This window comes from Vibrio nitrifigilis, from assembly GCF_015686695.1.
GTDB classification, from domain to species: domain Bacteria; phylum Pseudomonadota; class Gammaproteobacteria; order Enterobacterales; family Vibrionaceae; genus Vibrio; species Vibrio nitrifigilis.
In genome coordinates, this window is sequence record NZ_JADPMR010000004.1 from 1,484,197 (window position 1) to 1,508,413 (window position 24,217).

The window sequence follows — 24,217 nt, forward strand, 5'->3', positions numbered from 1 at the left end:
CTATTTTTATGAGCCCAAACTGCTTGACACCATTTACATCGAACATCTCTCACATAGAGCTGCCATTAAAATTTACCTATCCCTTTTGTTATGACCCTCATCCTTTATGCGTCATCGCAGCAAAAGAGTTGCAACGTTATATAGAGAAGCAACAAATATGGAACCATCCCTTTGGTCTCAACGAATCAGAGCCAAAAGGACATGGAAAAATGTTTGGGGTTTTAGTGGTAAAAAATGCCGATGGTGAACTAGGCTATTTAGCTGGTTTTTCTGGCTTACTGGCAGGGGAGCTAAATCAACCCGGATTTGTGCCACCACTATTCGACCGTATCAAGAATAGCGATGTGTTCAAGCCAGAGGCGGATGCGATTGCCGACATTAACGCGCAAGTCCGAACCCTGAGTAATTCGGAAAAATTAAACCAATTACAAGCAAAACTCGCTGAAACGCATCACCATGCACAGGACGAGTTGGAAGCATTACGTTTACACATTATCGCACAACGTAAAATCCGTAAGGAAAAAAGAAAGATATTTGAGAACACGTTAAGTGATGACGAATTGCAACAACAGCTTGATTTGTTGGGTAAACAGAGTGTATCCGAAAAAAGACAGCAGCTTGCTTTAAAAGAAAAATGGCAGGCAAAATCTGATTATTATCAGAGTCAGCTCGATGTAGTGAAAACAAAAATCGAACAGCTCAAAGAAGAGCGTCGTCAACGTTCTGCCGCTTTACAGCAACATCTTTTTGCTCAATATCAAATGTTGAATAAAAACGGAGAGATGAAACCCCTATTAGATATTTTTGCACCGCTCCAAAATCCAGTGCCACCAGCAGGTTCGGGGGAGTGTGCCGCACCAAAAATGTTGCAATATGCGTTTCAGCATCAATTAGAACCTATATGTATGGCAGAATTTTGGTGGGGTTGTTCTCCAAAATCAGAGATTCGCCAGCATCAAAAATATTACCCGGCTTGTCAGAGTAAATGTTTTCCTATTCTTGGCCATATGCTGCAAGGCATGGAAGTCGACGACAACCCATTATTACAGAACCCAGGAGAACACACACAGATCGATATCGTTTACCAAGACGATGCTATTGTGGTTATTAATAAGCCAGCAGAGTTACTTTCTGTACCTGGCGTGCATGTGAAAGACTCCGCTTTAACAAGGCTACAAAAACAATTTGGCGATTGTGAAGGTGTTTTTGTATTACATCGTTTGGATATGTCTACATCCGGACTATTGGTATTTGCCTTAACGCGAAGAGCTAATAAGCATTTGCAAAAACAGTTCATTACTCGCCAAGTGCAGAAAAAGTATGTGGCCGTCTTAGAAGGCAAATTATCAGAAAAATCGGGAGAGATAACACTCCCTCTTCGAGCTGATTTGGAAGATAGACCACGTCAAATGGTGTGTTTTGAACATGGAAAAGCCTCTCATACGACATGGCAATGGGTAGGCGATGACGAAGACGGTTGTAGTCGCGTGAGTCTTTTTCCACATACAGGAAGAACACATCAACTCCGCGTGCACTGTGCCCACCAGCAAGGTCTTAATATGCCGATTAAAGGGGATGATTTATACGGCACCAAAGATCAACGGCTGCATTTACATGCCGAAGAGTTAATATTCACGCATCCCTATACTCAGCAGCTCATGGTATTCAACGCTAAACCTAATTTTTAAGTGCTTAGGAGAAGAAAGATAGCTATCGCCAAGGAGTACACAAAAGCGTACATTAATCGAACTGTTTTACTAAAAAAATATTCCTTTCCAAAGTTACGATTGCTTTGATATCAGTAACTTTGGAACAACTATTGAGATACTCCATGACATATTTCAAACGAACGACACGTATTGTAAGTATCATTGGCACACTCGCATTTACTTTCAGTTCTGTATCTTCCTACGCTGACACACAGACACCGAGTGTCAGCACTGAAAGTATCGATGTCTTTGCTATTCCTTCACAACCCATTGTTGATTTAGTTAAGAAAACGAGCGATCAACTCAATGATTACGGCATGACCAGTTTTTATCGCCAAGGAAAACCGGTACATATCACTTTATACCTATCGACATTCGATCAAGCTAAAGAAAAAAACATTCAAAAAATCGTCAGTCAACTTGCGGAGAAATATCATGCTCTGCCTATTTCAGCAAAAGGCTTTACAGTAACCAAAGGCAAGTGGGCATTTATCAACGTTGATAATTCTACTGAACTACAACGATTAGCGGACGAAGTCACCTTAGCAATAGAACCACTGAGAAACAAAAATAGCCCGATCCCTAATTGGGTCGCTAATTATCCCAATAAAAAAGCCGCGTTCGAACGCTATGGTAGTCCTAATGTCTTCCAAAATTTCGCCCCCCATTTGACCTTGCTGGCAGAAGAAAATAGCCCTGAGCTGATCAACTTTAGCCGTATGATGACAACCCAACAGCCCAAAGCTCAAGGCGCAGTGATCGGGATCGGCGTTGGTGTTACTGATAAATGGGGCCAGCAGAAAAAAATCTTAGGTGAGTATCTTTTTACTCACACAAACAGCAACGACCATTCGGATATTCACTAAAATGTTAACCTAACAGCGACTAGACGACTGGTCTAATCGCTGTTATAGTAGCGCCCATGAACAGTAAAACCCTAGATACAAAACAACATATTATTTCAACCGGATACCAACTAGTCAGCAAAAAAGGCTTTACTGGCGTGGGGTTATCTGAATTACTAAAAACTGCTGAAGTACCAAAGGGCTCGTTTTATCACTACTTTGATTCAAAAGAACAATTTGGTGAAGCTTTGCTGCAAGACTATTTTGAACAATACTTACAATCAGTAGCAAGTTTGTTTAACTCAGCACCAGGGAATTACTACCAAAACTTAATGCGCTATTGGCACTACTGGGTTGAACACAATAGTGTCAGTGCTCAAAGCAACAAATGTTTAGTGGTTAAACTGGCTGGAGAAGTCAGTGATCTATCAGAAAGCATGCGCTTAGTATTACTTAAGGGAACCAATCGAGTAATCACGCAATTGTCAGACTATATAAAGCAAGGGGTTGAAGCAAAAGAGCTGCATGTCAGCAATTGTTCTGTAACCGCTGAATATTTATATGAGTTCTGGATTGGAGCCAGCTTAATCGCAAAAATCCGTCAGGATGATGCAAGCTTAAATCAAGCATTAGAAGTGACCGAACAGATATTAAAAGGTCAAAATTATTAATTGAATCCGCTTAATTGAAAGCGGATTTTTTGCCACCAACAACTAGACGACCGGTCTAATAAGGTTCTTTATGACAGTTCTAAACAACCAACGTATCGTTCTAGCATCTCGCCCAACAGGTGCTCCAACTAAAGAAAATTTTCGTTTAGAGAGCATATCCGTGCCGTCCGTGCAAAACGGTGAGGTATTACTAGAAACCATCTATTTATCACTCGACCCATATATGCGTGGGCGTATGAGTGAATCAGAATCCTACGCAGCTAACTTAGCCATTAATGATGTCATGGTAGGCGGTGCGGTTAGCCAGGTTATTGAATCACGCCACCCAGACTATCAAACTGGAGAATGGGTTTTAGGTTATACCGGTTGGCAAAGTTACGCTATTTCGAACGGAGAAGGCTTACTCAAACTCGGTTCCAATCCGACTCATCCTTCATGGGCACTCGGAGTGCTTGGTATGCCCGGCTTCACTGCGTATATGGGACTCTTAGATATTGGAACCCCTCAACCGGGAGAAACCATTGTTGTTGCGGCGGCAACAGGGCCAGTAGGCGCGACTGTTGGTCAGATAGGTAAAATCAAAGGCTGTCGTGTCGTTGGGATTGCTGGTGGCGCAGAAAAATGCCAATACGCAAAAGACCAACTAGGATTCGACGATTGTATTGATCATAAAGCAGATGATTTTGCAGAAAAGCTCGCGAAAGCTTGCGATAAAGGCATTGACGTTTATTTTGAAAATGTTGGTGGCAAGGTGTTTGATGCCGTATTACCACTAATCAACACAGGAGCTCGCATACCTCTCTGTGGCTTAGTATCTCAATACAACGCTACATCACTTCCTGAAGGGCCAGACCGTATGGGCCAATTGATGGTAAAACTACTCATCAAACGCGCAAAAGTTCAGGGCTTTATCATCTTTGATGATTATGGACACCGTTACCCAGAATTTGCTGAACAAATGACACAGTGGGTTAACGATGGCAAAGTTAAATATAAGGAGCAAATCGTGGACGGATTAGCCAATGCTCCCGAAGCCTTTATCGGCCTATTAGAAGGCAAAAATTTTGGCAAGCTGGTAGTGAAAATAAGCTAACCAACAAAAATTAAGGATTAAACCATGATTACATTACACCACTTAAATAAATCACGCTCTAAGCGCATCATTTGGTTACTCGAAGAACTTGGTGTTGATTATCAGATCAAAGCTTATCAGCGTGATAGTAAAACCCAACTAGCACCTCAAGAATTAAAAGAGATCCATCCTCTGGGTAAATCGCCGGTTATCGATGAAGATGGTTTTGTCTTAGCAGAATCAGGTGCCATTATAGAATACCTAGCAGGTCGATTTGCCGAAAATACCTTGGTACCAGAAAAAGGCACGCAAGATTATGCTCTATATCTACAATGGTTACATTTTGCTGAAAGCTCAGCCATGGTTCCAACATTACTAAAAATCTTCTTAGCATTAGAACCTAACGACACTCAGTTTCTTGATCATTACGCTCAAGTAGAGTTAGAAAAAGTAATGGGCTATTTAAATCAAGAATTAGCCAACAAAGCGTACTTGGTCGGAAATAAACTTAGCGGTGCAGATATCATCATGTCTTTTATTCCCGAAGTTCTGCAACAACTTGGCGCCCTACAAAATTATCCGAACTTACAGCGCTACTATGCAACCTTGAGTGAAAATCCCCATTTCCAAAAAGCTAATAAGCTCGAAGCCCAGTACGATACCCAATCAGCATAAGGCCACTAAATTCAATCCACACCTGCCTTTATGCCTCAACACCAAACCTTCGGGTTTGGTGTTTCATTTTATTCCCAATCAAAGCCAAGATGTGTGACAATAGAGATCACATTTTTTAAATTGAAGGACACTATGACTTTTCAAGCTGCGATTTTCGATATGGATGGACTATTACTCGATACAGAGCGAGTATGTATGAATGTTTTCCAACAAGCCTGCCAAGCCATTGATGTGCCTTTTTTAAAAGACATATACCTAAATATTATTGGCCGTAATGCGGCTGGTATTGAACAAACACTACGGACAGGTTATGGACCAGACCTCGATTATCCGGTTTTACACGAAGCATGGCGTTCTCGTTACGATGCCGTGGTAACCCAACAAGCAATACCGGTAAAAGAAGGGGTTATCGAACTACTCAGTTGGTTGAAAGAGAATAATATTCCTACCGCAGTCGCGACCTCTACGCGCAGGGAAATCGCGGAAATTAAATTACGCCTAGCCGGTTTAGATAAATATTTTGATTCCACATCAACAGGTTGTGAAGTCACAAATGGTAAGCCAGATCCGGAAATTTATCTGCTTGCTGCAAGCCGTTTAGATATTCCAGCAGAACAATGTCTCGCATTTGAAGATTCCAATAATGGTGTTAGAGCAGCCGTTGCAGCGCAGATGATCACCTACCAAATACCAGATCTCGTTGAGCCATCCGCTGACATTATTGAACTAGGCCATCACATTCGACCTTCTCTTAAGACCGTATTAGCAGAATTGAAACAGCAAGCACTGATTTCTGCATAATATTTTAGCGAGGAGGGAGGATTATCTTCTCTCCTTGGCTATCTATACAGATCATCACTGAATCAGGTCTCCAATACTCAAACTCGCAATCGATCAATTGTCCGTTCTGATTATAATTGACTCGGCAGATTTTCAATACCGGTTGTCCCGCCGCTAAGTTCAATGCCCGAGCTGCATGAGTAGGAGCTGCCGTCGGTATTACCTCAAACCGAGACCGTAACGTTTCAAACCCATAATGAATTTGATAAAGCTCTGTCAGTGATGCAGACAAATCTTGGGTTAGAATGTTAGGAAAGAATGCTTCAATCAGGCAGTTTTCAACAAACAACACTGCCCTTCCATCAATTAAACGAACTCTTTCAATAACATGTACCGGTGTAAATGAACTGACTTCTAACGCTTTAGCAATGTCGCCACTAGCCATCTCTGAGCGCACTGTAATCACTTTTGTTTTTGCGACTCGAGATTGCTCACGAACCATTTTATGAAAGTGACTGCGGGATAAAGGGTTGTAGCGTAGGCGTTCGGGCGAAACGTACCATCCTCTCCTCTCTTCTCGATAGATTAATCCTTCCGTTTCCAATCCTATGAGTGCATCTTTTAAGGTAATACGAGTCGTTGAAAACAGCTCGGTCATTTCTCTTTCTGAAGGAAGTTTTTGTCCCGGTATCATTACCTCGGAGGTAATTTGCTCACGGATAATGTCTTTAATTTTAATTGGCGTTCCCGCAGATTCCGTCATATTTTTTGGCCTAGTCCATTAAGATAAATCAATCATATAAGAAATTAATAATTAAATTATGAATTTATTGGAACATTTATATGAAACTCGGACATTGATTAAAAAGTAGCCTAAATATGTTAATTTTTGCTTAATAAAAACGCACTAATCCTGTCACATTCCATCTATAGTGTAAAAAAGGAACAATCTGAACTAGTCCAGAGGAAGGCGACTATTATGAAATACTCTTTTTTTACCGCAGGTTTGTTAGCTATTGGCTTAACATCAAGTGCTTACGCACAAGACACTCTTCAACCTTTGGTTAAGAAAGCTCAAGCAGAAGGCACTGTAAATAGTGTTGGTATGCCAGATACTTGGGCTAACTGGAAAGATACTTGGCAAGACTTAAATACCAAGTATGGATTGCAACACCAAGATACTGATATGAGCTCAGCGCAAGAGATTGCGAAGTTTGCAGCAGAAAAGAAAAATGCCACCGCGGATATTGGCGATGTAGGTTTTGCCTTTGCGAGTGTTGCTGTAAAAAAAGGGGTAGTTCAACCTTATAAACCAACAACTTGGGATGATATTCCGACTTGGGCAAAAGATAAAAAGGGCTATTGGGCATTAGGTTATACCGGAACGATTGCGTTTATTTCCAATAATAACTTAGTCAAACAGGCGCCAACATCTTGGAACGATATTTTAAAAGGTCATTATAAAGTGGCCGTTGGGGATGTGGGTACTGCAGCACAATCCAATAATGCGATTTTGGCAGCAGCCATGGCTTTTGGAGGAAGTGAAAAAAATCTGAAACCCGGCTTAGAATTCTTTGCCAAATTAGCGAAAGAAGGCCGCTTATCGCTTGCTGAACCTTCTGTTTCAAATTTAGAAAAAGGGGAAATTGAAGTCGCAATAATGTGGGATTTCAATGCGCTTAACTATCGAGATCAAATTGATCACAATCGCTTTAGTGTTCATATTCCCAAAGAGGGCTCGATCATTTCGGGCTATGCGACTCTTATCAATAAATACGCTAAACATCCTAACGCAGCAAAACTTGCTCGCGAATATATCTTTAGTGATGCAGGCCAAATTAACCTCGCTAAAGGCTATGCACGCCCTATCCGCTCTAGCGTAACTCTTCCTGAATCAGTGCAAGCAAAATTGCTACCTGACGCTGAATATAAAAATGTACATCCAATTAAAGACTTTGCTGCTTGGGAAAAATCCGCTCGCAAGTTGTCTCGCCAATGGCAATCTCAAGTCATGATGTACCAACAGTAGCAAGGAGCATCGTCATGCAAAATAAGGTTATCCTTGTTATTCTTGACGGCCTTAATTACCACGTAGCCCATGATGGTATGGGCTACTTACAAGGCTTGATTGAACAAAAACGTGCAGCGCTTTATCAGCTGCAATCTGAGCTACCTTCTCTATCTAGACCGCTTTACTAGTGTTTACTCACGGGAGTCACTCCAACTCAAAGCGGAATTGTGAGTAATAATGTCATACGTCTTTCCCATTACGACTCGATTTTTAGTCTTGCAAAACAACAGAATCGCGTCACCGCCGCTGCGGCATATCACTGGGTTAGTGAATTATATAATCGTGCGCCTTACGATGCAGTGCGCGATCGTGTTACTCATGATGAATCTCTAAATATCCAGCATGGCTGCTTTTATCACTGGGATCATTATCCTGATGAAGCGTTAATTCTTGATGGCGATTACTTACGTCGCCAATACCAACCTGATTTTTTACTGTTCCATCCAATGAATATCGATGATATGGGACACAAGTTTGGCTTAGATAGTAGTGAGTACCGCAATACCGCTCGACACATTGATGTCATTCTTTCGCACTTTATCGATAACTGGCTTGAAGATGGTTATCAGATATTAATTACGAGCGACCATGGTATGAATAATGACAAAAGTCATGGGGGGATTTTAGAGTGTGAACGAGCTGTCCCGCTGTTTGTTATCGGTGAGCAATTTAGTCAGCATGATGCTCCCATTAAACAAACCGAGATCTGCGGTCTCGTCTGCCAGCTATTAGGATTGGAACATGAGAAACCCTATCCTCAGGGAGTATTAACCTCATGAAATCAATCGCCCTCACTCAACAAAATATTAAAACAAAGCGCACGTTCAGTGCGCTTTCCCGCGTAAAAAAATTGAGACCACTGGCGTGCCTATCTCCTTTTGCCGTGTTCTTTTATTTATTTCAAATAGCGCCACTTATTTGGGTTTTGGTCAATAGTTTTAAAGTTGATGACGAGTGGTCTTTAGATAACTATCAAGAGATCATCGACTCGCCCTTCATACAACAAGGATTTACTCATAGCTTATGGATCTCGTGGTGGTCAAGCATCGCTGGCCTGGCTATCGCAGCTTTGCTGGTAAGTTCGTTACGTAGAGTGGGTGGACGGTTAAGAAATGCTATCGTGTCTTTTACAAACATGAGCAGTAACTTTGCAGGCGTTCCACTGGCCTTTGCTTTTATTATTATTCTTGGTTCAAACGGTGCCGTGACACTACTGATGAGAAATTGGCTAGGCATCGAAACATTCAATTTATATAGTCAATGGGGATTGCTCATTCTCTATATCTATTTTCAAATACCTTTAGCAGCTCTGCTACTTTATCCTGCCTTTGATGCGTTAGAAGATGACTGGCAATCCGCCTCTGCCCTACTTGGTGCTAATCATTGGCAATACTGGACTCGAATTGCACTTCCAGTGTTAACTCCCGCATTACTCGGTACATTTATTATCTTAATTGCGAATGCAATGGGTGCTTACGCCAGTGTTTACGCTCTCACTGGAGGTAACTACAACATGATTACCATACGTATAGCGAGTTTGGTTGCTGGTGACCTGTTCTTAGAACCTAATTTGGCCGCAGCGATTTCAGTCGTATTGATCGTCGTACTCGCCATCATTACCGGAATCAACCAATGGTTAATCGCAAGGAGTTACCATGCAAAACAGTAACCCTATTTTTCACCGTATCGTGGTGTACACCATTGTCGGGCTATTATTAATTCCGATTATCGCCACACTGGCTTATTCCTTATCCACCCATTGGGGAGCAACCATATTACCTGAAGGATTTACTCTTAGCTGGTATCGTGAATTACTCACTACACCACGCTTTCTGGCCGCATTTGGACGCTCTCTATTTATCTGTATCAGCGCTCTAATACTCAGTTGCGTATTAATTTTACCTGCGATTTTTGTGATTTTTTACTACTTTCCAAAACTCGATAGGCTAATGAATCTACTGATATTATTGCCATTTGCGGTACCACCTGTTGTCTCCTCTGTTGGCATGTTACAAATTTACGCGGACAGCTCTATGTCCCTAATTGGTACACCTTGGATATTGATTGGCACCTATTTCACGATTGCTTTACCATTTATGTATCGTGCAATCGCCAACGCATTCACTGCTATCAACTTACGCGACTTGATGGATGCGGCTCATCTACTCGGAGCAAGCACTCCCCGAGCTTTTTTCTTAATCGTGTTACCCAACCTTAAAAAAGGGTTGATGGCATCGCTATTTTTAGCTTTCTCATTCTTATTAGGTGAATTTGTCTTTGCCAACATGTTAGTGGGCACTCGCTTTGAAACATTACAGATCTATCTCTACAGCGTACGCGCAGAAAGCGGTCACTACACCTCTGCGTTAGTGATGACTTACTTCATTTTTATCTTTTTATCGACATGGCTAGCAAGCCGCTTGGGGTCTAAATCATGAGTTATGTAACGGTTCAACAACTGACCAAACGCTTTGGCGATAACACAGTCTTCGATCATATTCAGTTCGATATTGAACAAGGTGAATTCATCACGTTATTAGGTCCAAGTGGTTGTGGTAAATCAACGTTATTACGCAGCCTAGCTGGGCTGCATTCTGTAGACGGTGGGCAAGTCATCGTCAACGGCGTCGACATCACTCATCAAGCGCCGCAAAAGCGTGGGATCGGTATGGTGTTTCAATCTTACGCCTTATTCCCCAATATGACAGTTGAACAAAACATCGCCTTTGGGCTAAAAATGCAAAAAATGCCATTAGCTGAAAGAACTAAGCAAATCAGTAAAGTTATTGAGTTAGTTGAACTGCAAGGCAAAGAAAAACAGTATCCGGCCCAATTATCTGGTGGACAACGTCAGCGCGTCGCATTAGCTCGTGCACTCATCGTAAAACCTAATATTTTACTTCTAGATGAACCCTTATCGGCTCTTGATGCGAAAATCAGACGTCATTTACGTAATCAGATTCGCCGAATCCAACAAGAGTTGAATCTCACGACTGTGTTTGTGACTCACGATCAAGAAGAAGCCATGACACTTTCTGACCGTATTTTTTTAATGGACAGTGGCAAAATTATCCAACAAGGCAGACCTGAAGAGATCTATAACCAACCTGCTAATGAGTTCGTCGCCGGTTTTATGGGTAATTACAATGTGATTGATGCCCCTTTAGCCAACCGCCTTTTTTCTATTGATACCGACTCCAAAGTTGCTGTACGCCCTGAATCTATCTATATCAAGGAGCAAGGGAGAAATTACGGAACGCATATTTCTGCACCTCAGACAGCAAAAGTACTCGATCATCAACTCTTGGGGAATGTTATTCGTTACCGAGTCGCGTTGGAACAGTGCGAATTAACGGTCGATTTATTAAACCGATCTTCAAAACGATTGTTTCCCGAAGGAACATCATTAGAATTACTTTTTGACCTTAACGAAATCCAACCTGTGCGAGCGTAGTATGTCTCAAGCTTTGTATATTTTTGACATGGATGACACATTAATTGACGGTGATACATCCATGTTATGGAACCAATTTTTAGTGGAAAAAGGGATTGCAACAGACCCAAACTTCTTGAAAAAAGATAGAGAGCTCATGGCTCTCTATGCTGATGGCAAACTCGATATGGAAGAGTATCTCGAATATACGTTAGCACCCATTCTGACCCTTTCCACAAGCGTCGTGAACAAACTCGTGCAAGAATATATTGATACTAAAGTGATGGACAGGGTATTTCCTCAAGCCAAGACCCTGTTAGATAATCTAAAATGCAGTCAAACCCCGGTAGTTATCATTTCAGCCACTGTGAGTTTTATTGTTCAAGCAGTTGCCCAACGTTTGGGGATTTCCGAAGCACTCGGTATTGATATGCAAATCAAAGAAGATAAATACACGTCGCAAATAGAAGGCATTCCCACCTACCGTGAAGGAAAGGTACAACGTCTGGCTCAATGGCTAGATGGTAGCGATGTTACCTTCGATGAAACACACTTTTTTACCGATTCCATCAATGACTTACCACTGTGCCAACATAGTGATTACGCTTACTTAATCAACCCAGATCGCCACTTAGAAAAATGGGCTGAGACACCAAACTGGACAACACTGCATTGGACAAGAGCACAATAGACGTCACGCCGACGTTTATTCGTCAAGTCCATTAATCTGACGAACTAATTGTGCAAAAATATCGCGTCCCACAGGGATAAGACTGTCAGGAAAGTCGTAGTGCTCATTATGTAATTGTGGGCACTCTTCACCGCTTCCCAATACAAACATGGCACCATTTTCCGCGACGTTGGTAAATTGGCCAAAATCTTCCGACCAACGCATGGGCTGCTCCAATTCATGGCAAGGGATATCCAGTGATTGGCAGGCATCTTTTACTTGTTGGAATCCTTCAGGAGAGTTAATACTGGCTTGAAAAGCATCCTGATAATCAATTGCCCACTGGAGTCCATACCGTTCTGCGACTTCACGAGCAAAGTACGTGGCTGTATCTTGTAGGAAATACATCCCTTCATTGGTTTCACTACGCAAGGTCGCCATAACAACCGCATCACCAGGAGCGGTACCAAAAGCAATCTCACCTAATCGAGCATGAATAATAGTTACCCACGTTTTTTCGTCTGTTTTAGTCGGTAACTTTCCTAGACCTTGCAACAGTTCAGCCATAGCCAACGCCGGGCTAATACCATCTTCAGGATGTGCTGCATGCGTAGGTTTACCTCGCAAGTGGATTATGATTCCTTTTGATGCGCAATTGAATGGCCCAGACTTAACCGCCACTTCACCAAGCCTCAGACCAGGGTAGTTATGTAAGGCGAAAACATAATCAGGTGCAAGCGCTAAAAACTTAGGATCCTGAGAGACAGCAACAGCCCCTAGCCCCGTTTCCTCTGCTGGTTGAAAAAGCAATATAACCTTACCCTTGATTGGTTTATGCTGTGACATAAACTCACCTAGAGCGCTTACGATGCTCATATGCCCATCATGGCCACATAAATGCGCTATGCCATCATATTGAGACCGGTAGTCCACATCACTTTGTTCAACAATAGGTAATGCATCAAGCTCACAACGAATCAATGTTGTTGGGCCCGTATCTTGACCATAAAAAACATAAGCGAAACCTGTTTCAGCAATGCCTTCAACAAGTTCATCGAAACCAAATGACTTAAAGTAAGATTTAATAAAATTCCCAGTTTCTTTTTCTTGCAGCGCTAACTCTGGGGTTTGATGTAATGTTTGACGAAACTCAGTCCAGTTGAGCTCTTTCATGGATTTGTTCCTATCTCCATATCCTGTAGAGTCAGTGTACTAAAAATACACCGATTTGTGCGCTACTCGCCAACTCTTTAGTGTGAAAAACCTGCTAGTTAACTTGTATTTACAGTGTAAAGAACGAAACCATACTGGGATGTATGGCTTCATTTTTAGCAGTCCGACTACAACGTGATAGAACGACCTGTTTGGCTACTTTCCATTGCCGCTTCAATGATACGAATAGTATTGAGTGATTCTTGGGCGGGAACCGGATTAGCAGTACCAGTTCGAATGGCATCTGCCAGTGCCATAAAATAGTGCTCATAGCCACCGACTTGTGAAATGACCTCTTCTGCTTTGTTATCTTCATGGTAAATCACGCCGTGATTATCAGGACTTTCAACGGCCCACCCTTTATCAGTTGGTGTCATTCCTGAAATCAGTTGAGGCTCTTGAGGATCAAGTCCAAACTTCAAGAACTTACCTTTAGTTCCTAACGCCTTATAGCGGACATTCGGCTCAGGACTGTATAAGTTACCATGGAGCTGAACTAACCGTTCTTTGTAATGAAGTATCACATTAAAGAAATCCACGGTTTCACATCCAGGCCGCATATTTAAACACTGCGCAGTCACAGAAGAAGGCTGACCAAATAAAACGACAGCTTGATCGATCAGATGTGCCCCTAAATCAAATAATATCCCACCGCCATCTTGAGCCTGTTCACGCCAACGTTGACGCACATCGGGACGAAAACGATCAAAATGAGAATCGAGGAATTTAACCTCACCGATTTGCCCATCTTCAACCACTTTTTTCAGGGTTAAAAAGTCACTGTCCCAACGTCGATTTTGAAAAACACTAAGCACTCGTTGTTTTTCTTCAGCAAGGTGGATTAAAGATTCACCATCAGTAACTCGAGTCACAAACGGTTTTTCGATAATGACATGTTTATCATTCTCTAAAGCAAGTTTAGCCAAAGAGTAATGCACATCATTAGGTGCTGTAATAATCACTAGCTCAGCGTTGCTTTCTTGGATAAGTTGTTCAGCACTTGAAAAATAGGTCGCTTGTGGCCAATCGGCAAGCACTTGCTCCTTTTTGCTAGAACTGATCGCAGCAAGCTCAAATTGCTCCAATGTGTTAATAAAAGGCAAATGGAAAGTTTGCGCAGAAAAACCATAGCCAACAACGGCAACTTTGATCGGGTCGTAATCCATAACATTTTCCTTATGTAGTTCATAGAGATATTGATTAAAACAGCAATGAATATGAGTGATAGGTTACAGTTATAAATGAAATATTTATACCGTTATTTACAATAACGAAACACTAGCTTGATTAATGAGAGTCGCTTCGTAAATTTGCTGATTGAGCGTCCCCATAAGCAATACGGACAACCCCTTTAAGTTCAACCCCCAAAGTGTTAGTTCAATGAGAATAAAAGAAAAGCCCTTGTTAGTCATCTAACAAGGGCTTAAAGAAAGAGTGTTCAACCGTTATAAACTAAGCTGCAGCGATATACTGACGTTTGGTCCGCTTTTGACGTTTTAGCTCAGCAATTAAATCATCGACATCAACATCAATGTTAAAACGACGCTTTAAGTTAGCGAGAAATATCGGATCTTCACACATCGCTTTTTCAGGTTCATCACTGATTTTAGCCACTGGACGACCGTTACATTCTGTCAATTTAACCACAATGGAAAGCGGCTTATAAGCCTCACCCTTGGTATTTGTCCAACCACCAAGGTCATTAGTTAAGAACGTACCAATCCCGAATGAAATTCTCACTCGACCAGCAAAATATTCACACAGTTCCAACGCTTCATCAAAGTTTAACCCGTCAGAGAAGATAAATACTTTCGACATAGGATCGATGCCCAACCCTTCAAGGTGTTCAATCATGCGATCCCCCCAAACGAATGGGTTGCCTGAGTCATGACGAATACCGTCATAAGCTTTTGCTAAATGAACATTAAAATCTTCGAGGAAAGCATCGATGGTTAATGTATCTGTTGGTGCTATCGCTAACTGGCCATCAAATGCTCGTAACCATTGTTCTAGGGCGATTTTCTGTGAATCTTTCACATTCACCAGAGCTTGATGTCCCATAAACCATTCATGGGCAATTGTACCAATTGGCTTTAAATTAAACTCACGAGCAAAATGGTAGTTACTGGTACCAAGTAGCAACTCAGGAATCTCTCTTTTTAGATATTCCATCACATCACGTTGAACTTGACCGGAGAAACGGCGACGAGTTCCCATTTCTGTTAATGAGAAATTAGTAATCCCACGGCGTTTAATCTCGGCTTTCAACGCCTGGATTTTACCGTCTAAAATATCCATTGGTAGTGTCTCTGGCACTTCAGACCAACGGCGACGACTCCGTACCTCAGATAAAATAGACATTACGATAGTTTCATAAAGAATCGTATCACGCCAAGATCCTTCAATACCTATACGCAACTGCTCTTTACCATCATGCTTGATCACCCCAAAGTGAACCTGGCGATCAGGTTGAAAATGGAAATAACGTAATGATTGAAGGAAAGCGGGCTTCAAATGTGGCGAGCTTTGCTCCAGATACACAATATCAGCATCAGAAAAACGTAGTGATGCTAACTGGCGAATTTCAGTGCGGACTTCTTCAAGAAGATCACTGACATCTTCATCACTGCGCACAATCAGTTCATAACGTACTTGTACGTCAGGATAAAGAGAGTGGATAGCCTGCATCATCGTAATTTTGTACGCATCCAAATCTAGCAAGCTACGAATAATGTGTGGAGAAAACAGGCGAGAGTTCATTATGCCGTCCTTCATTTCACTTTCATCACGTTAGTAACATTATGTTGCTAACCTTTTGTGCGACAATAAGCGAGTTTGCGAGGTTTGTCAACTTATGTGACAAACCTATTTAGCACAAATGTACTCCCATGTTCCATTTTTGTTACATACAAATCAAATTATCGCAATAAGTTACCTAATGAACCGAGGCAATCTTTAAATTGTAAAAATTAGTTTGTCACATTCTGTTATTTACAATTGACCAAAACTTAACGCATGCCTAGAATGGTGCCATCAATAATTAGGAATACTTTATGATTGTCTCGATTGATTTAGTCTGTTTACGTCTCACTCCTAAGGGTATTCAGGTTCTGCTGGTAAAACGACAAAACCCTACACGTCCTGATTGCGGGAAATGGGCCATCCCAGGAGGATTAGTTTACGATGAAGACTGGTCAACGAAGGGCGGAGACCCCGCAGATGACGATTTCGATTCAGCGCGACGCCGCATTTGTCGTCAAAAAATTCATACTTATCCTAACTTTATAAGTGATCCCATCGTAAATGGTAATCCAAAGCGCGACCCTGATGGTTGGAGTGTCAGTATTTCTCATTATGCGTTATTAAACCCTTCCAATGTCGAGCAAATTGATAACTCCGGCATGGACAAAGATCGCGCCGATTGGTTTGATTTAGAAGACCTACTTAAAGGCGAAATGAACTTAGCTTTTGACCACAGCTCTCAAATTAAACATGCTTGGAGTAAACTTCGAGCGGCGGTCGAATATACATCCGTGGTGTTATTCTCTCTGGAAACAGAATTTTTGGTGGCGGATATTATTGATGCTTATGCCAAGTTTGGTGTTGATGTAAACCGTATGACAGTTAAGCGCCGTCTAATTGATACAGGGGTTATCGTTAGTGCTAACAAGCTCGCCTCTTCAAGTAAAGGCCGCGGCGGGAAGCCAGCAACGGTATATCGGTTACCAAGTAAAGAAGTCACTTATTTTCAAACCTGTTTACGCGGCTAGTTCACGGCTAGCCAATAGGTTTTAGCGTTAACAAATTGTGACAAATCGATTTTATTGGGTAGATTATCGCCAAATTTCATGTGATACTAATCACATTACCTACATGCTAACTTCTCGCTTAGCATGACCTTTACTCAATAATTCGACGATACCATGAATCCCAAAATAGCCGCGCTATGTGGTTGGCTAATGATTGTCAGCCTGGTTTTATCATTAAGTTCTGAACTGCTGAACCTATTGCCTTCCTACTGGGCTGGTGTCCCTATTTGGATAAGCTCCCTCTTCTTTTTCCCTTACGTTAAACCGACACAAAAAAAACAAATTATCATCTTGGTCATCTTCGGGATGTTCGGTTTACTGTATGGAACCATGCATCATCTTGATGCTCGTTATTTCATTCGTACTCTGGAAGCCAACCAAACGGTAGTCACCATGCTTATTGGCGTTGGTTTTTTGCGTATTTTTGCTGCCGATAACGTCCAAACAAAAGAAGCTCTCCCTAAGGGAGGACATTCTCTAACAAAAACACTGTTCGGTGTTCATCTCTTTGGCGCAGTGTTGAATATGTCATCTGTCGTCATTGTGGGTGATAAATTAGCCATGCAACGTCCACTCTCACCAACTCAAGGTTTAACTCTTTTACGCGGCTTTGCGATTTGTGCGTTCTGGTCCCCTTTTTTTGCTGCGATGGGCATGACATTAACGAGCGCTCCTGGCTCACATCTAAGTACACTGATCGTTTATGGTATTCCGGTCAGTATTATCGCTTTACTGTTAAGTGCTTGGGAAATTCGTAATCAACCTGATGCGGAGCAATGTTTGGGATACCCCATCGGAGTCCAATCACTGTGGATGCCTTGCCTGCTCGCAATCATTGTTATCGTTGAACACAACATTTGGCCTAATGCTAGTGTGCTATCTCTGGTTGCGCTGACATCGGTCACCTTTATTGCTTTATGGCTATTTATTAAAAAAGGCAAACAAGGGCCAAAAATCGCTAAACGCCATATTGAAGTCGGCGTTGCGAGCTCTGCAGGTGAAGTGGTACTCTTCGCCGCCGCTGCAATGCTGGCATCTGGTGTCGCATCGATTCTTACTTCATTAAATATTCAACTCGCACCAGACCACTTTGGAGCTGTAGCCGCCATCATCACGCTTTTGGTACTCGTTGTGCTTGCAATGACAGGTATGCACCCGGTGACCAGTGTTGTTTTAGCTGGCAGTATTCTTGCGCCTTCCGTCACCGATCCTAACTTACTCGGCCTAACACTTTTGATGGGTTGGTCTTTAGGAATTACGTTCTCATCATTTTCTGGGGTACAACTCAGTATTCAATCTCGCTATGATTTACAAGCGAAGACACTGCTACGATTAAATTGGCGTTATGTATTAATCATGTTCATTGTGTGTGCGGCAACGCTGTGGCTTTATGCGTTCCAGCATCCTTATTTATAGATGGATACTTTAGCCAACCTAATGAATGAAAAATCCGCCAAGATGGCGGATTTTTTTAGTCTCTAACGACACACATCGGAGTCCCGGCAATCGGGTCTCGGTGAATCTCAGCATCAAGTTCAAATACCGATTGCAGCAATTCTGCAGTCAATATTTGTTCTGGCTCTCCTTGAGTCACCACCTGCCCATCCTTCATCACGATTAAATAGTCACAGTAACGACATGCCTGATTAATATCGTGCAAAACGGTAATCAACGTCTTACCTTGCTGATTTAATCGACGCATCAATTTCATTAATTCTACTTGGTGATTAAGGTCTAGATAGGTTGTCGGTTCATCTAATAAGATGTAATCCGTATCTTGTGCCAAAGTCATAGCAAGCCACACTCGTTGGCGTTGACCACCGGAAAGATCCGTAATCAGTGTATCAGCAAGCTCAGTAACCCCGGTTGCTTGCATCGCCTGCTCAACCATTGTTTTGTCATCTGTCGCAAGCTGCCCCCAAAAGCCAGTATATGGGCTGCGTCCATAACCGACGACATTGCGTACTGTGACGCCTTCGGGTGGCTCTTGAGCTTGAGGTAATAATGCTAATTGTTGAGCGAGTTCTCGTGAAGATACTGAGTGAATCTCTTGGCCATTCCAAAAAACAGTGCCTGATTCAGGTTCTAATATTCGCGCTAGTCCTTTTAATAAGGTGGATTTACCGCAACCATTAGGCCCCAAAAGAGCCACAATTTTTTGTTCAGGAATAGTAATATTGACGCCCTTAACTATGGATTGCTTGCCATAACCAAGATGTAAATCTTTCGTTGTTAAGTTCATCATTTATCTCATTTTAACTAATAGATATAAAAAATAAGGCGCCCCAATAATGGCGGTCATAATGCCGGCGGGAAGCTCAATCGGCGGATGAATAATTCTCGCAACCAGATCCGCAACTAATAGCAGTAATGCTCCGACTAACATCGCAGCGGGTAATAATATCTGATGGCGTCCGCCGACGAGTTGACGCGCCAAATGAGGAGCAACCAATCCAAGAAAACTGAGTGGACCACATACCGCGACACAAGCCGATGTCCATAACACTGCAATCAATAATGCACCGCCTCTTACCGCATACACCGAAACGCCCAAGCTACTTGCTCGTTCATCACCAAGTGTCAATAAATTCAGTTGCTGACTCAACCACAGTACCGCTGGGAGTAATACCAGCCATGGTAGAATCATCCAGCATTGTTCCCAGCTACGTCCCCATAAGCTACCGGTTAGCCAAAGTAGCGCATTATTGATTTCTAACGGGTTCGTTAACATCAGAAAATCAATTGCACTACCAAATAGCGCAGAAAGTGCAACGCCCGTAATCGCTAATTTCACCGGTTGAGTATGTTTACCACATACCATAGCCAGAATAATTGCAGCCAATATACCTCCAGCTAAAGCAGCTGCTGGCAACCAATAGACAGAAACACCCGGTAGTAAGGTCATCAATACAACAGCAGCTAACCCAGCACCATGACTAACACCAAGAATGTCTGGAGAAGCAAGCGGGTTACGAATAACACCTTGAATTAATACCCCAGCACTTGCCAACATTGCGCCAACAAATATGGCAATAAAAATTCGCGGTAAACGGTATTCATGTACAGTGAAATATTGCTCGCCGCCTTTATTTAAACCATGGAAAACTTGTGACAATGATAAATCTATCGCCCCTAAACACAGGTTCAATACCGCCATCACAACAACAAGTCCAAGCAATACCATCATCACTCTAAGAGGGTGTTTCATCGGCTTTTCCTCACTAGATAGATGAATATTGGCGCTCCAATCAGCGCTAATACTGCGCCCGCTGGGGTTTCGGTTGGGAAAATTACAGCTCGACTAACAATATCGGCTAACACCGTAAGAATCGCACCAAGCAACATAGTAACTGGAATCAAACGACGGTAATCGTAGCCCACAAGCAGACGACCTAAATGAGGTACAATCAACCCAACGAAAGACAGCGCACCGACGGTACTGACACTGATACCGACGAGCAATAGTACGGTACAAGCAATGATAAAACGTAAAGCAGTTAAATTAACGCCTAGGCTTTTAACTCGCTCATCTCCCATTGCAAGCAAATTAATTTTTGGTGCTAATAATAGGCTAACAATCAGAGCAACCGACAACCCAGGCCAACTCCATGACCAATTCTGCCATTGCACATTAGCGAAAGAACCCGCCAACCAGGCCATGACACTCACTGCCTGATCTTCTACCAAAATAACACTCGCTTTAGTCAAAGCGCCGCATAACGCTGATATAGCGATACCTGCCAACACTAATTGGCCTCGCTCGGTCCCTGCGCGCCAAGCTCCGCCGAGTATCATTACCAATATCCATGCAAATAATCCCCCCAGCACAGCAGCCACTGGCGAGGTGATCGAAGAATTAAGAGAAAAAACAGTAGTGACTAGGGCCATACCCAAAGCGGCCCCCGCATTAACACCAAATAAACTTGGCGAAGCTAACGGATTACGAGTCAAACCTTGCATTAACGCCCCAGCGGTGGATAAACAAGCTCCGACGAGCATGGCTTCTAGTACTCGCGGTAGACGGACGTCTTGCACAATAATATGAGCAACAACACTAGGTTTAGGTTGCCAGATACCAAACCAAGCGTCTGAGGGAGAGATAGGCACAGCAGAATAAGCAAATAAACCTATCCACATAACTAGGATTAAAAACAAAACGAGCGTGGATACCACGCTCGTATAAAACCAGTGATGATTCTTTAGCATTAAGCTTTAACCAACTTCAATAAATCTTGGGCCATGTATTCTGCCGCGAGAATACCACGACAACGAGCCCACATGTTACCATCTACATGGTAGATATGATGACCTTGAACGGCTTTTAACACATGCCAAAGAGATTGCTTCTGCCATTTTTTAGTAATGTTATCTTTTACATAATCACCAACGACTAGGTAATCAGGATTTAACCCCAGTAGCTGCTCTACACTGATTAAACGCGACGCTTGTTCATTATTTAAACCAGCAGGAGACGTTAAACCGAGAGAGGCAATCACGCCACCATCGTATGAGTCTGACGAGTGAGCATAAAAACCATTTTCACGTGCAACACCAAATTGGATGGTTTTACCTTTTAAAGCAACTAACTGTTTAGCGTAACCCTTCATACGCTTTTGGTGTAGCGCTAAACGAGCCTGCATTTCCTTATCTTTACCAATGACTTTACCAATAATAGCTGCCGATTTTAAATTATCTTGATACGTTTCACGACGTGATGGCAATAACAATGTTGGTGCAATCTTAGACAGTTCTTTAAATACGGCTGAATGACGATCAGCGTCAGCAATAATAAGATCAGGCTTTAGAGAAGCTATAACTTCTAGACTCGGCTGGGAACGAGTACCAACAGATTTCCATTGGCCAAGTTGCTTACGTACAGCAGGCAACAAACGATTAGGGTCATTATCATCCGCAATACCTACCGGGCTAACCCCAACAGAGACTAAAGCATCGACAAACGAAAATTCCAACGCGACGACACGCTTAGGGGTGTGATTGATTGAAAATTGCCCATGGCTATCTGTTACTGTCACAGCATAAGAAGGGACACAAAGACCTAAACTAAATATCACTACCAAAGCACCACGTGCTATCTGAGAAAACCACTTCATGTTATTACCTACTCAATATAAAAATGCCTACGAGTCATACGGACTCGATTACAAAGCAATGAATGTGTTGATGAAAAAGGCACCTTATTGACGCTTTACAAATCTAACACGCTAGCATTGATAATTATTTCTATTTACATCTAATAGATCAATACAAAATCTTCTTGTTTCTCGTTAAATTTATTAATAAATAAAAATCTTACATTAGTGATTAATTATGTAATATGAAAAACACAAGATGGTCACGATAATATGTGACTTTAATTTCCACTGATTGGCTTACAAATACTCTAAATTTTTGTTCAAACCACATCTAACACTCAATGCTTCATTCCCTCACACTTTGTGTACACATAACAAAAATAATGCAATAAAAATGTAACTCTTTTCTTTTGTCAAAATTGACTCACTTTGGTGCAGCAGACTATGAAGCATTAACCTTATGTTTTAACGTCATTTTTAGAATAAAAACTCTAATGCGAGTACAGCTAAAAATATAAAAATAAAAATTTTTATAAATTTTAGGACGTGAGCCAGATCACAGTGCTAAGGTGTATTCATCGATTGGCGGAATCAATCGTCATTATCTAATGCAATTTGAATACTTAAACCACAGATTGGTTAAGATGCATGCGACTTAAACATGAGGACTAACCAGCAAAACTTGAATCGCTACGCAAGTTAAGTCGCTTGGTTATGTATTCAAACCACCATAGATGAATAGATAAACTCAAATGGCCTCAAGATGCTGGATTCAGAGCAAATACCTTCTCATTGAAACAACATCCTAAGGTGGCTTGAGTATATGAACGAGCATAGTGCCGTCACTTGCTGTGATTGCCTCAGTAAGTGAAGCAACAGATTACAGAGCCTCTGAGTCAGAGTCGCTTTGCGTATCTCAAATCGCAACAGTTAATGTGCTGTAGCGATAATAAGACCTTGGTTGCAACAATCAAGATTGTTAAGAAATGGACCTCAACATTATCTCAACGGATTAGTAAACAATCTCATTTAAAGGCGTTAGTTACTGTATACCGCTTTTATTCAGGCGGCCATTCTCCGTGAGATACCTCTCTGCTTATCGAAAATACTCAACAAGAAATTCAATATTATTGAACTAATAAAATTTAGATGGTCTTTAATGTACTTAACTCTTATTTGCACACTGTTTTATTAAATTGACCACCTAAAACAATAATAATAGATTTTAAATCATTGAGTTTATAAAGATATTTATAAAACATGGAAACAATATAACAATCCAGATATTCGAAAAATTTGAATATTGCATTTCAAATTTATCTATCGATCGAATGATATTGAAGTTCTATTCTATATTCATCGCTTCGATAACGAAGAAACATTCTAAAAAATTGTTTAGGAGTCATTATGAAAAATCTTACTGTCGCATTATCCCTAGCAGCTATTACTTCAGGATTTGCTACTGCTGCAAACGCTGCTGATTTAACCCCACATGTATTTACCATACATAACCAAGCAACAATCACGTTGACTGAAAATGGCCGTTCAGTAGCTGGTTATCCAATCCAAGTCGTAGGTGCGGATAAAGCCACAAATGAAATTAATGACCACACAGCAAAACAGGGTTCACTGACTGTCATTAACCGCAGCAATCAACCAGAAACAATTACGTTCATCGTTAATAGTAAAAAAGATGGCCAACCAATTGTTATTAAAAGAACTTTAGGACGAGAAAGTTAATTAACACTTAATTAAGTACTGATAAAGAAATGAAACACTAAAAAAGAATTTGAGGAGAATATTATGAAAACATTAACTACTGCATTTGCCATTGCTGCACTTTCAACCACTTTTGCTGCCTCTGCTGCGGATCTACAACTGCACGTATTTAGCCATAACAATAATGCGACCTTGACCGTAACTAAAGATGGTCAACCCGTTTCTGGATACCCAGTTTCTGTTCAAGGTGCTAGCACCCTTACAACCAACGGCAATATAGAAACTGCAGAAAATGGTTCAGTATCAGTGAAAAATTTAAGTAATCAGCCACAGTCTGTGAAATTTACTGTCACTGATGATAATGGCAACAACATAGTTGCAAAACGTTTCTTAGGCCGTAACAGCTAATACCGATAACTAATAAAACCTAAGTCATAACCTTCGTACAAAAGGAGTAC

23 protein-coding genes and 1 pseudogene are annotated in these 24,217 nt (G+C 41.7%); 16 read left to right on the forward strand and 8 right to left on the reverse strand.

The features are described from left to right. Positions 1–8: 8 nt before the first annotated feature. From I1A42_RS22990 to I1A42_RS23015, 6 genes are all read left to right on the forward strand, one after another. Positions 9–1,688 (forward strand): RluA family pseudouridine synthase, encoded by a 1,680-nt coding sequence (locus tag I1A42_RS22990; protein ID WP_196125265.1) that lies wholly within the window; start codon positions 9–11, stop codon positions 1,686–1,688. 143 nt (positions 1,689–1,831) lie between these two features. Continuing rightward, positions 1,832–2,575, forward strand: a complete 744-nt coding sequence (locus I1A42_RS22995; RefSeq protein WP_196125267.1) for a 2'-5' RNA ligase family protein — start codon at positions 1,832–1,834, stop codon at positions 2,573–2,575. 56 nt (positions 2,576–2,631) lie between these two features. Next, positions 2,632–3,225, forward strand: coding sequence for a TetR/AcrR family transcriptional regulator (locus tag I1A42_RS23000; RefSeq protein ID WP_161154416.1), 594 nt, complete (start codon positions 2,632–2,634; stop codon positions 3,223–3,225). Between the two features lie 70 nt (positions 3,226–3,295). Further along, positions 3,296–4,318, forward strand: coding sequence for an NADP-dependent oxidoreductase (locus tag I1A42_RS23005; protein WP_196125269.1), 1,023 nt, complete (start codon positions 3,296–3,298; stop codon positions 4,316–4,318). Positions 4,319–4,342: 24 nt separating this feature from the next. Continuing rightward, on the forward strand, positions 4,343–4,972 hold the full coding sequence (locus I1A42_RS23010) for a glutathione S-transferase family protein (protein ID WP_161154418.1): 630 nt from the start codon (positions 4,343–4,345) through the stop codon (positions 4,970–4,972). 132 nt (positions 4,973–5,104) lie between these two features. Continuing rightward, entirely contained in the window at positions 5,105–5,773 is a 669-nt protein-coding gene (locus I1A42_RS23015; RefSeq protein WP_161154419.1) for an HAD family hydrolase, read from the forward strand. Positions 5,774–5,777: 4 nt separating this feature from the next. Here I1A42_RS23015 and I1A42_RS23020 read toward each other — a convergent pair whose 3' ends face one another. Then, positions 5,778–6,515 carry a UTRA domain-containing protein gene (locus tag I1A42_RS23020; RefSeq protein ID WP_161154420.1) on the reverse strand — a complete coding sequence of 246 codons (738 nt, stop codon included), beginning with the start codon at positions 6,513–6,515 and terminating at the stop codon, positions 5,778–5,780. 216 nt (positions 6,516–6,731) lie between these two features. Between I1A42_RS23020 and I1A42_RS23025 the strand changes: the two genes are divergently transcribed. The 6 genes and pseudogenes from I1A42_RS23025 to I1A42_RS23050 all read left to right on the forward strand — a co-directional run bounded on the left by I1A42_RS23025 (position 6,732) and on the right by I1A42_RS23050 (position 11,947). Next, a complete protein-coding gene (locus I1A42_RS23025; protein WP_161154421.1) occupies positions 6,732–7,781 on the forward strand; it encodes an ABC transporter substrate-binding protein in 1,050 nt (349 codons plus the stop codon). A 14-nt stretch (positions 7,782–7,795) separates the two neighbouring features. Next, a pseudogene (locus tag I1A42_RS23030) lies at positions 7,796–8,602 on the forward strand (alkaline phosphatase family protein). Further along, complete coding sequence (locus I1A42_RS23035; RefSeq protein ID WP_196125271.1) at positions 8,599–9,492, forward strand: ABC transporter permease; 894 nt, start codon at positions 8,599–8,601, stop codon at positions 9,490–9,492. The pseudogene I1A42_RS23030 and the gene I1A42_RS23035 overlap by 4 nt, the downstream one beginning before the upstream one ends. Continuing rightward, on the forward strand, positions 9,479–10,261 hold the full coding sequence (locus I1A42_RS23040) for an ABC transporter permease (RefSeq protein WP_196125273.1): 783 nt from the start codon (positions 9,479–9,481) through the stop codon (positions 10,259–10,261). The genes I1A42_RS23035 and I1A42_RS23040 overlap by 14 nt, the downstream gene beginning before the upstream one ends. Continuing rightward, positions 10,258–11,277, forward strand: a complete 1,020-nt coding sequence (locus I1A42_RS23045; protein ID WP_161154425.1) for an ABC transporter ATP-binding protein — start codon at positions 10,258–10,260, stop codon at positions 11,275–11,277. Before I1A42_RS23040 ends, I1A42_RS23045 begins: the two co-directional genes overlap by 4 nt. Position 11,278: 1 nt before the next feature. Continuing rightward, positions 11,279–11,947 carry an HAD family hydrolase gene (locus tag I1A42_RS23050; RefSeq protein ID WP_161154426.1) on the forward strand — a complete coding sequence of 223 codons (669 nt, stop codon included), beginning with the start codon at positions 11,279–11,281 and terminating at the stop codon, positions 11,945–11,947. A gap of 15 nt (positions 11,948–11,962) precedes the next feature. Here the strand turns inward: I1A42_RS23050 and I1A42_RS23055 are convergent, their stop codons facing one another. The 3 genes from I1A42_RS23055 to pncB all read right to left on the reverse strand — a co-directional run bounded on the left by I1A42_RS23055 (position 11,963) and on the right by pncB (position 15,898). Next, positions 11,963–13,099 (reverse strand): amidohydrolase, encoded by a 1,137-nt coding sequence (locus I1A42_RS23055; protein ID WP_196125275.1) that lies wholly within the window; start codon positions 13,097–13,099, stop codon positions 11,963–11,965. 167 nt (positions 13,100–13,266) lie between these two features. Then, positions 13,267–14,304, reverse strand: coding sequence for an oxidoreductase (locus I1A42_RS23060; protein WP_196125277.1), 1,038 nt, complete (start codon positions 14,302–14,304; stop codon positions 13,267–13,269). 286 nt (positions 14,305–14,590) lie between these two features. Then, on the reverse strand, positions 14,591–15,898 hold the full coding sequence (gene pncB / locus I1A42_RS23065) for a nicotinate phosphoribosyltransferase (protein WP_161154429.1): 1,308 nt from the start codon (positions 15,896–15,898) through the stop codon (positions 14,591–14,593). Positions 15,899–16,191: 293 nt separating this feature from the next. On the opposite strand from pncB, the gene I1A42_RS23070 reads away from it, so the two are divergent. Together I1A42_RS23070 and I1A42_RS23075 are read left to right on the forward strand one after the other, a co-directional pair. Continuing rightward, on the forward strand, positions 16,192–16,908 hold the full coding sequence (locus I1A42_RS23070; RefSeq protein WP_161154430.1) for an NUDIX domain-containing protein: 717 nt from the start codon (positions 16,192–16,194) through the stop codon (positions 16,906–16,908). A gap of 153 nt (positions 16,909–17,061) precedes the next feature. Next, positions 17,062–18,363, forward strand: a complete 1,302-nt coding sequence (locus I1A42_RS23075) for a hypothetical protein (RefSeq protein ID WP_196125279.1) — start codon at positions 17,062–17,064, stop codon at positions 18,361–18,363. Between the two features lie 55 nt (positions 18,364–18,418). Here the strand turns inward: I1A42_RS23075 and fecE are convergent, their stop codons facing one another. The 4 genes from fecE to I1A42_RS23095 are packed head-to-tail and all read right to left on the reverse strand — an operon-like array spanning position 18,419 to position 22,058. Then, a complete protein-coding gene (fecE, locus tag I1A42_RS23080; protein ID WP_196125735.1) occupies positions 18,419–19,189 on the reverse strand; it encodes a Fe(3+) dicitrate ABC transporter ATP-binding protein FecE in 771 nt (256 codons plus the stop codon). Positions 19,190–19,192: 3 nt separating this feature from the next. Next, a complete protein-coding gene (gene fecD, locus I1A42_RS23085) occupies positions 19,193–20,155 on the reverse strand; it encodes a Fe(3+) dicitrate ABC transporter permease subunit FecD (protein WP_196125281.1) in 963 nt (320 codons plus the stop codon). Beyond that, positions 20,152–21,153, reverse strand: a complete 1,002-nt coding sequence (locus tag I1A42_RS23090) for an iron chelate uptake ABC transporter family permease subunit (protein WP_161154433.1) — start codon at positions 21,151–21,153, stop codon at positions 20,152–20,154. Before I1A42_RS23090 ends, fecD begins: the two co-directional genes overlap by 4 nt. Beyond that, positions 21,153–22,058 (reverse strand): Fe(3+) dicitrate ABC transporter substrate-binding protein, encoded by a 906-nt coding sequence (locus I1A42_RS23095; RefSeq protein WP_196125283.1) that lies wholly within the window; start codon positions 22,056–22,058, stop codon positions 21,153–21,155. Before I1A42_RS23095 ends, I1A42_RS23090 begins: the two co-directional genes overlap by 1 nt. Positions 22,059–23,447: 1,389 nt before the next feature. Here I1A42_RS23095 and I1A42_RS23100 point away from each other — a divergent pair. Next, positions 23,448–23,780: a hypothetical protein gene (locus I1A42_RS23100; RefSeq protein ID WP_196125285.1), complete on the forward strand. Its 333-nt coding sequence runs from the start codon at positions 23,448–23,450 to the stop codon at positions 23,778–23,780. Between the two features lie 63 nt (positions 23,781–23,843). Then, entirely contained in the window at positions 23,844–24,167 is a 324-nt protein-coding gene (locus I1A42_RS23105; protein ID WP_196125287.1) for a hypothetical protein, read from the forward strand. Positions 24,168–24,217 lie beyond the last annotated feature (50 nt).

Coding starts and splice junctions, on each gene's coding strand:
- fecD (WP_196125281.1), bottom strand. CDS start 20,155: ATGAAACACCCTCTTAGAGTGATGATGGTATTGCTTGGACTTGTTGTT.
- I1A42_RS23100 (WP_196125285.1), top strand. CDS start 23,448: ATGAAAAATCTTACTGTCGCATTATCCCTAGCAGCTATTACTTCAGGA.
- I1A42_RS23055 (WP_196125275.1), bottom strand. CDS start 13,099: ATGAAAGAGCTCAACTGGACTGAGTTTCGTCAAACATTACATCAAACC.
- I1A42_RS23040 (WP_196125273.1), top strand. CDS start 9,479: ATGCAAAACAGTAACCCTATTTTTCACCGTATCGTGGTGTACACCATT.
- I1A42_RS23000 (WP_161154416.1), top strand. CDS start 2,632: ATGAACAGTAAAACCCTAGATACAAAACAACATATTATTTCAACCGGA.
- I1A42_RS23090 (WP_161154433.1), bottom strand. CDS start 21,153: ATGCTAAAGAATCATCACTGGTTTTATACGAGCGTGGTATCCACGCTC.
- I1A42_RS22990 (WP_196125265.1), top strand. CDS start 9: ATGAGCCCAAACTGCTTGACACCATTTACATCGAACATCTCTCACATA.
- I1A42_RS23050 (WP_161154426.1), top strand. CDS start 11,279: ATGTCTCAAGCTTTGTATATTTTTGACATGGATGACACATTAATTGAC.
- I1A42_RS23060 (WP_196125277.1), bottom strand. CDS start 14,304: ATGGATTACGACCCGATCAAAGTTGCCGTTGTTGGCTATGGTTTTTCT.
- fecE (WP_196125735.1), bottom strand. CDS start 19,189: ATGAACTTAACAACGAAAGATTTACATCTTGGTTATGGCAAGCAATCC.
- I1A42_RS23025 (WP_161154421.1), top strand. CDS start 6,732: ATGAAATACTCTTTTTTTACCGCAGGTTTGTTAGCTATTGGCTTAACA.
- I1A42_RS23020 (WP_161154420.1), bottom strand. CDS start 6,515: ATGACGGAATCTGCGGGAACGCCAATTAAAATTAAAGACATTATCCGT.
- I1A42_RS23095 (WP_196125283.1), bottom strand. CDS start 22,058: ATGAAGTGGTTTTCTCAGATAGCACGTGGTGCTTTGGTAGTGATATTT.
- I1A42_RS23045 (WP_161154425.1), top strand. CDS start 10,258: ATGAGTTATGTAACGGTTCAACAACTGACCAAACGCTTTGGCGATAAC.
- pncB (WP_161154429.1), bottom strand. CDS start 15,898: ATGAACTCTCGCCTGTTTTCTCCACACATTATTCGTAGCTTGCTAGAT.
- I1A42_RS23070 (WP_161154430.1), top strand. CDS start 16,192: ATGATTGTCTCGATTGATTTAGTCTGTTTACGTCTCACTCCTAAGGGT.
- I1A42_RS23105 (WP_196125287.1), top strand. CDS start 23,844: ATGAAAACATTAACTACTGCATTTGCCATTGCTGCACTTTCAACCACT.
- I1A42_RS23010 (WP_161154418.1), top strand. CDS start 4,343: ATGATTACATTACACCACTTAAATAAATCACGCTCTAAGCGCATCATT.
- I1A42_RS23075 (WP_196125279.1), top strand. CDS start 17,062: ATGAATCCCAAAATAGCCGCGCTATGTGGTTGGCTAATGATTGTCAGC.
- I1A42_RS23005 (WP_196125269.1), top strand. CDS start 3,296: ATGACAGTTCTAAACAACCAACGTATCGTTCTAGCATCTCGCCCAACA.
- I1A42_RS23035 (WP_196125271.1), top strand. CDS start 8,599: ATGAAATCAATCGCCCTCACTCAACAAAATATTAAAACAAAGCGCACG.
- I1A42_RS23015 (WP_161154419.1), top strand. CDS start 5,105: ATGACTTTTCAAGCTGCGATTTTCGATATGGATGGACTATTACTCGAT.
- I1A42_RS22995 (WP_196125267.1), top strand. CDS start 1,832: ATGACATATTTCAAACGAACGACACGTATTGTAAGTATCATTGGCACA.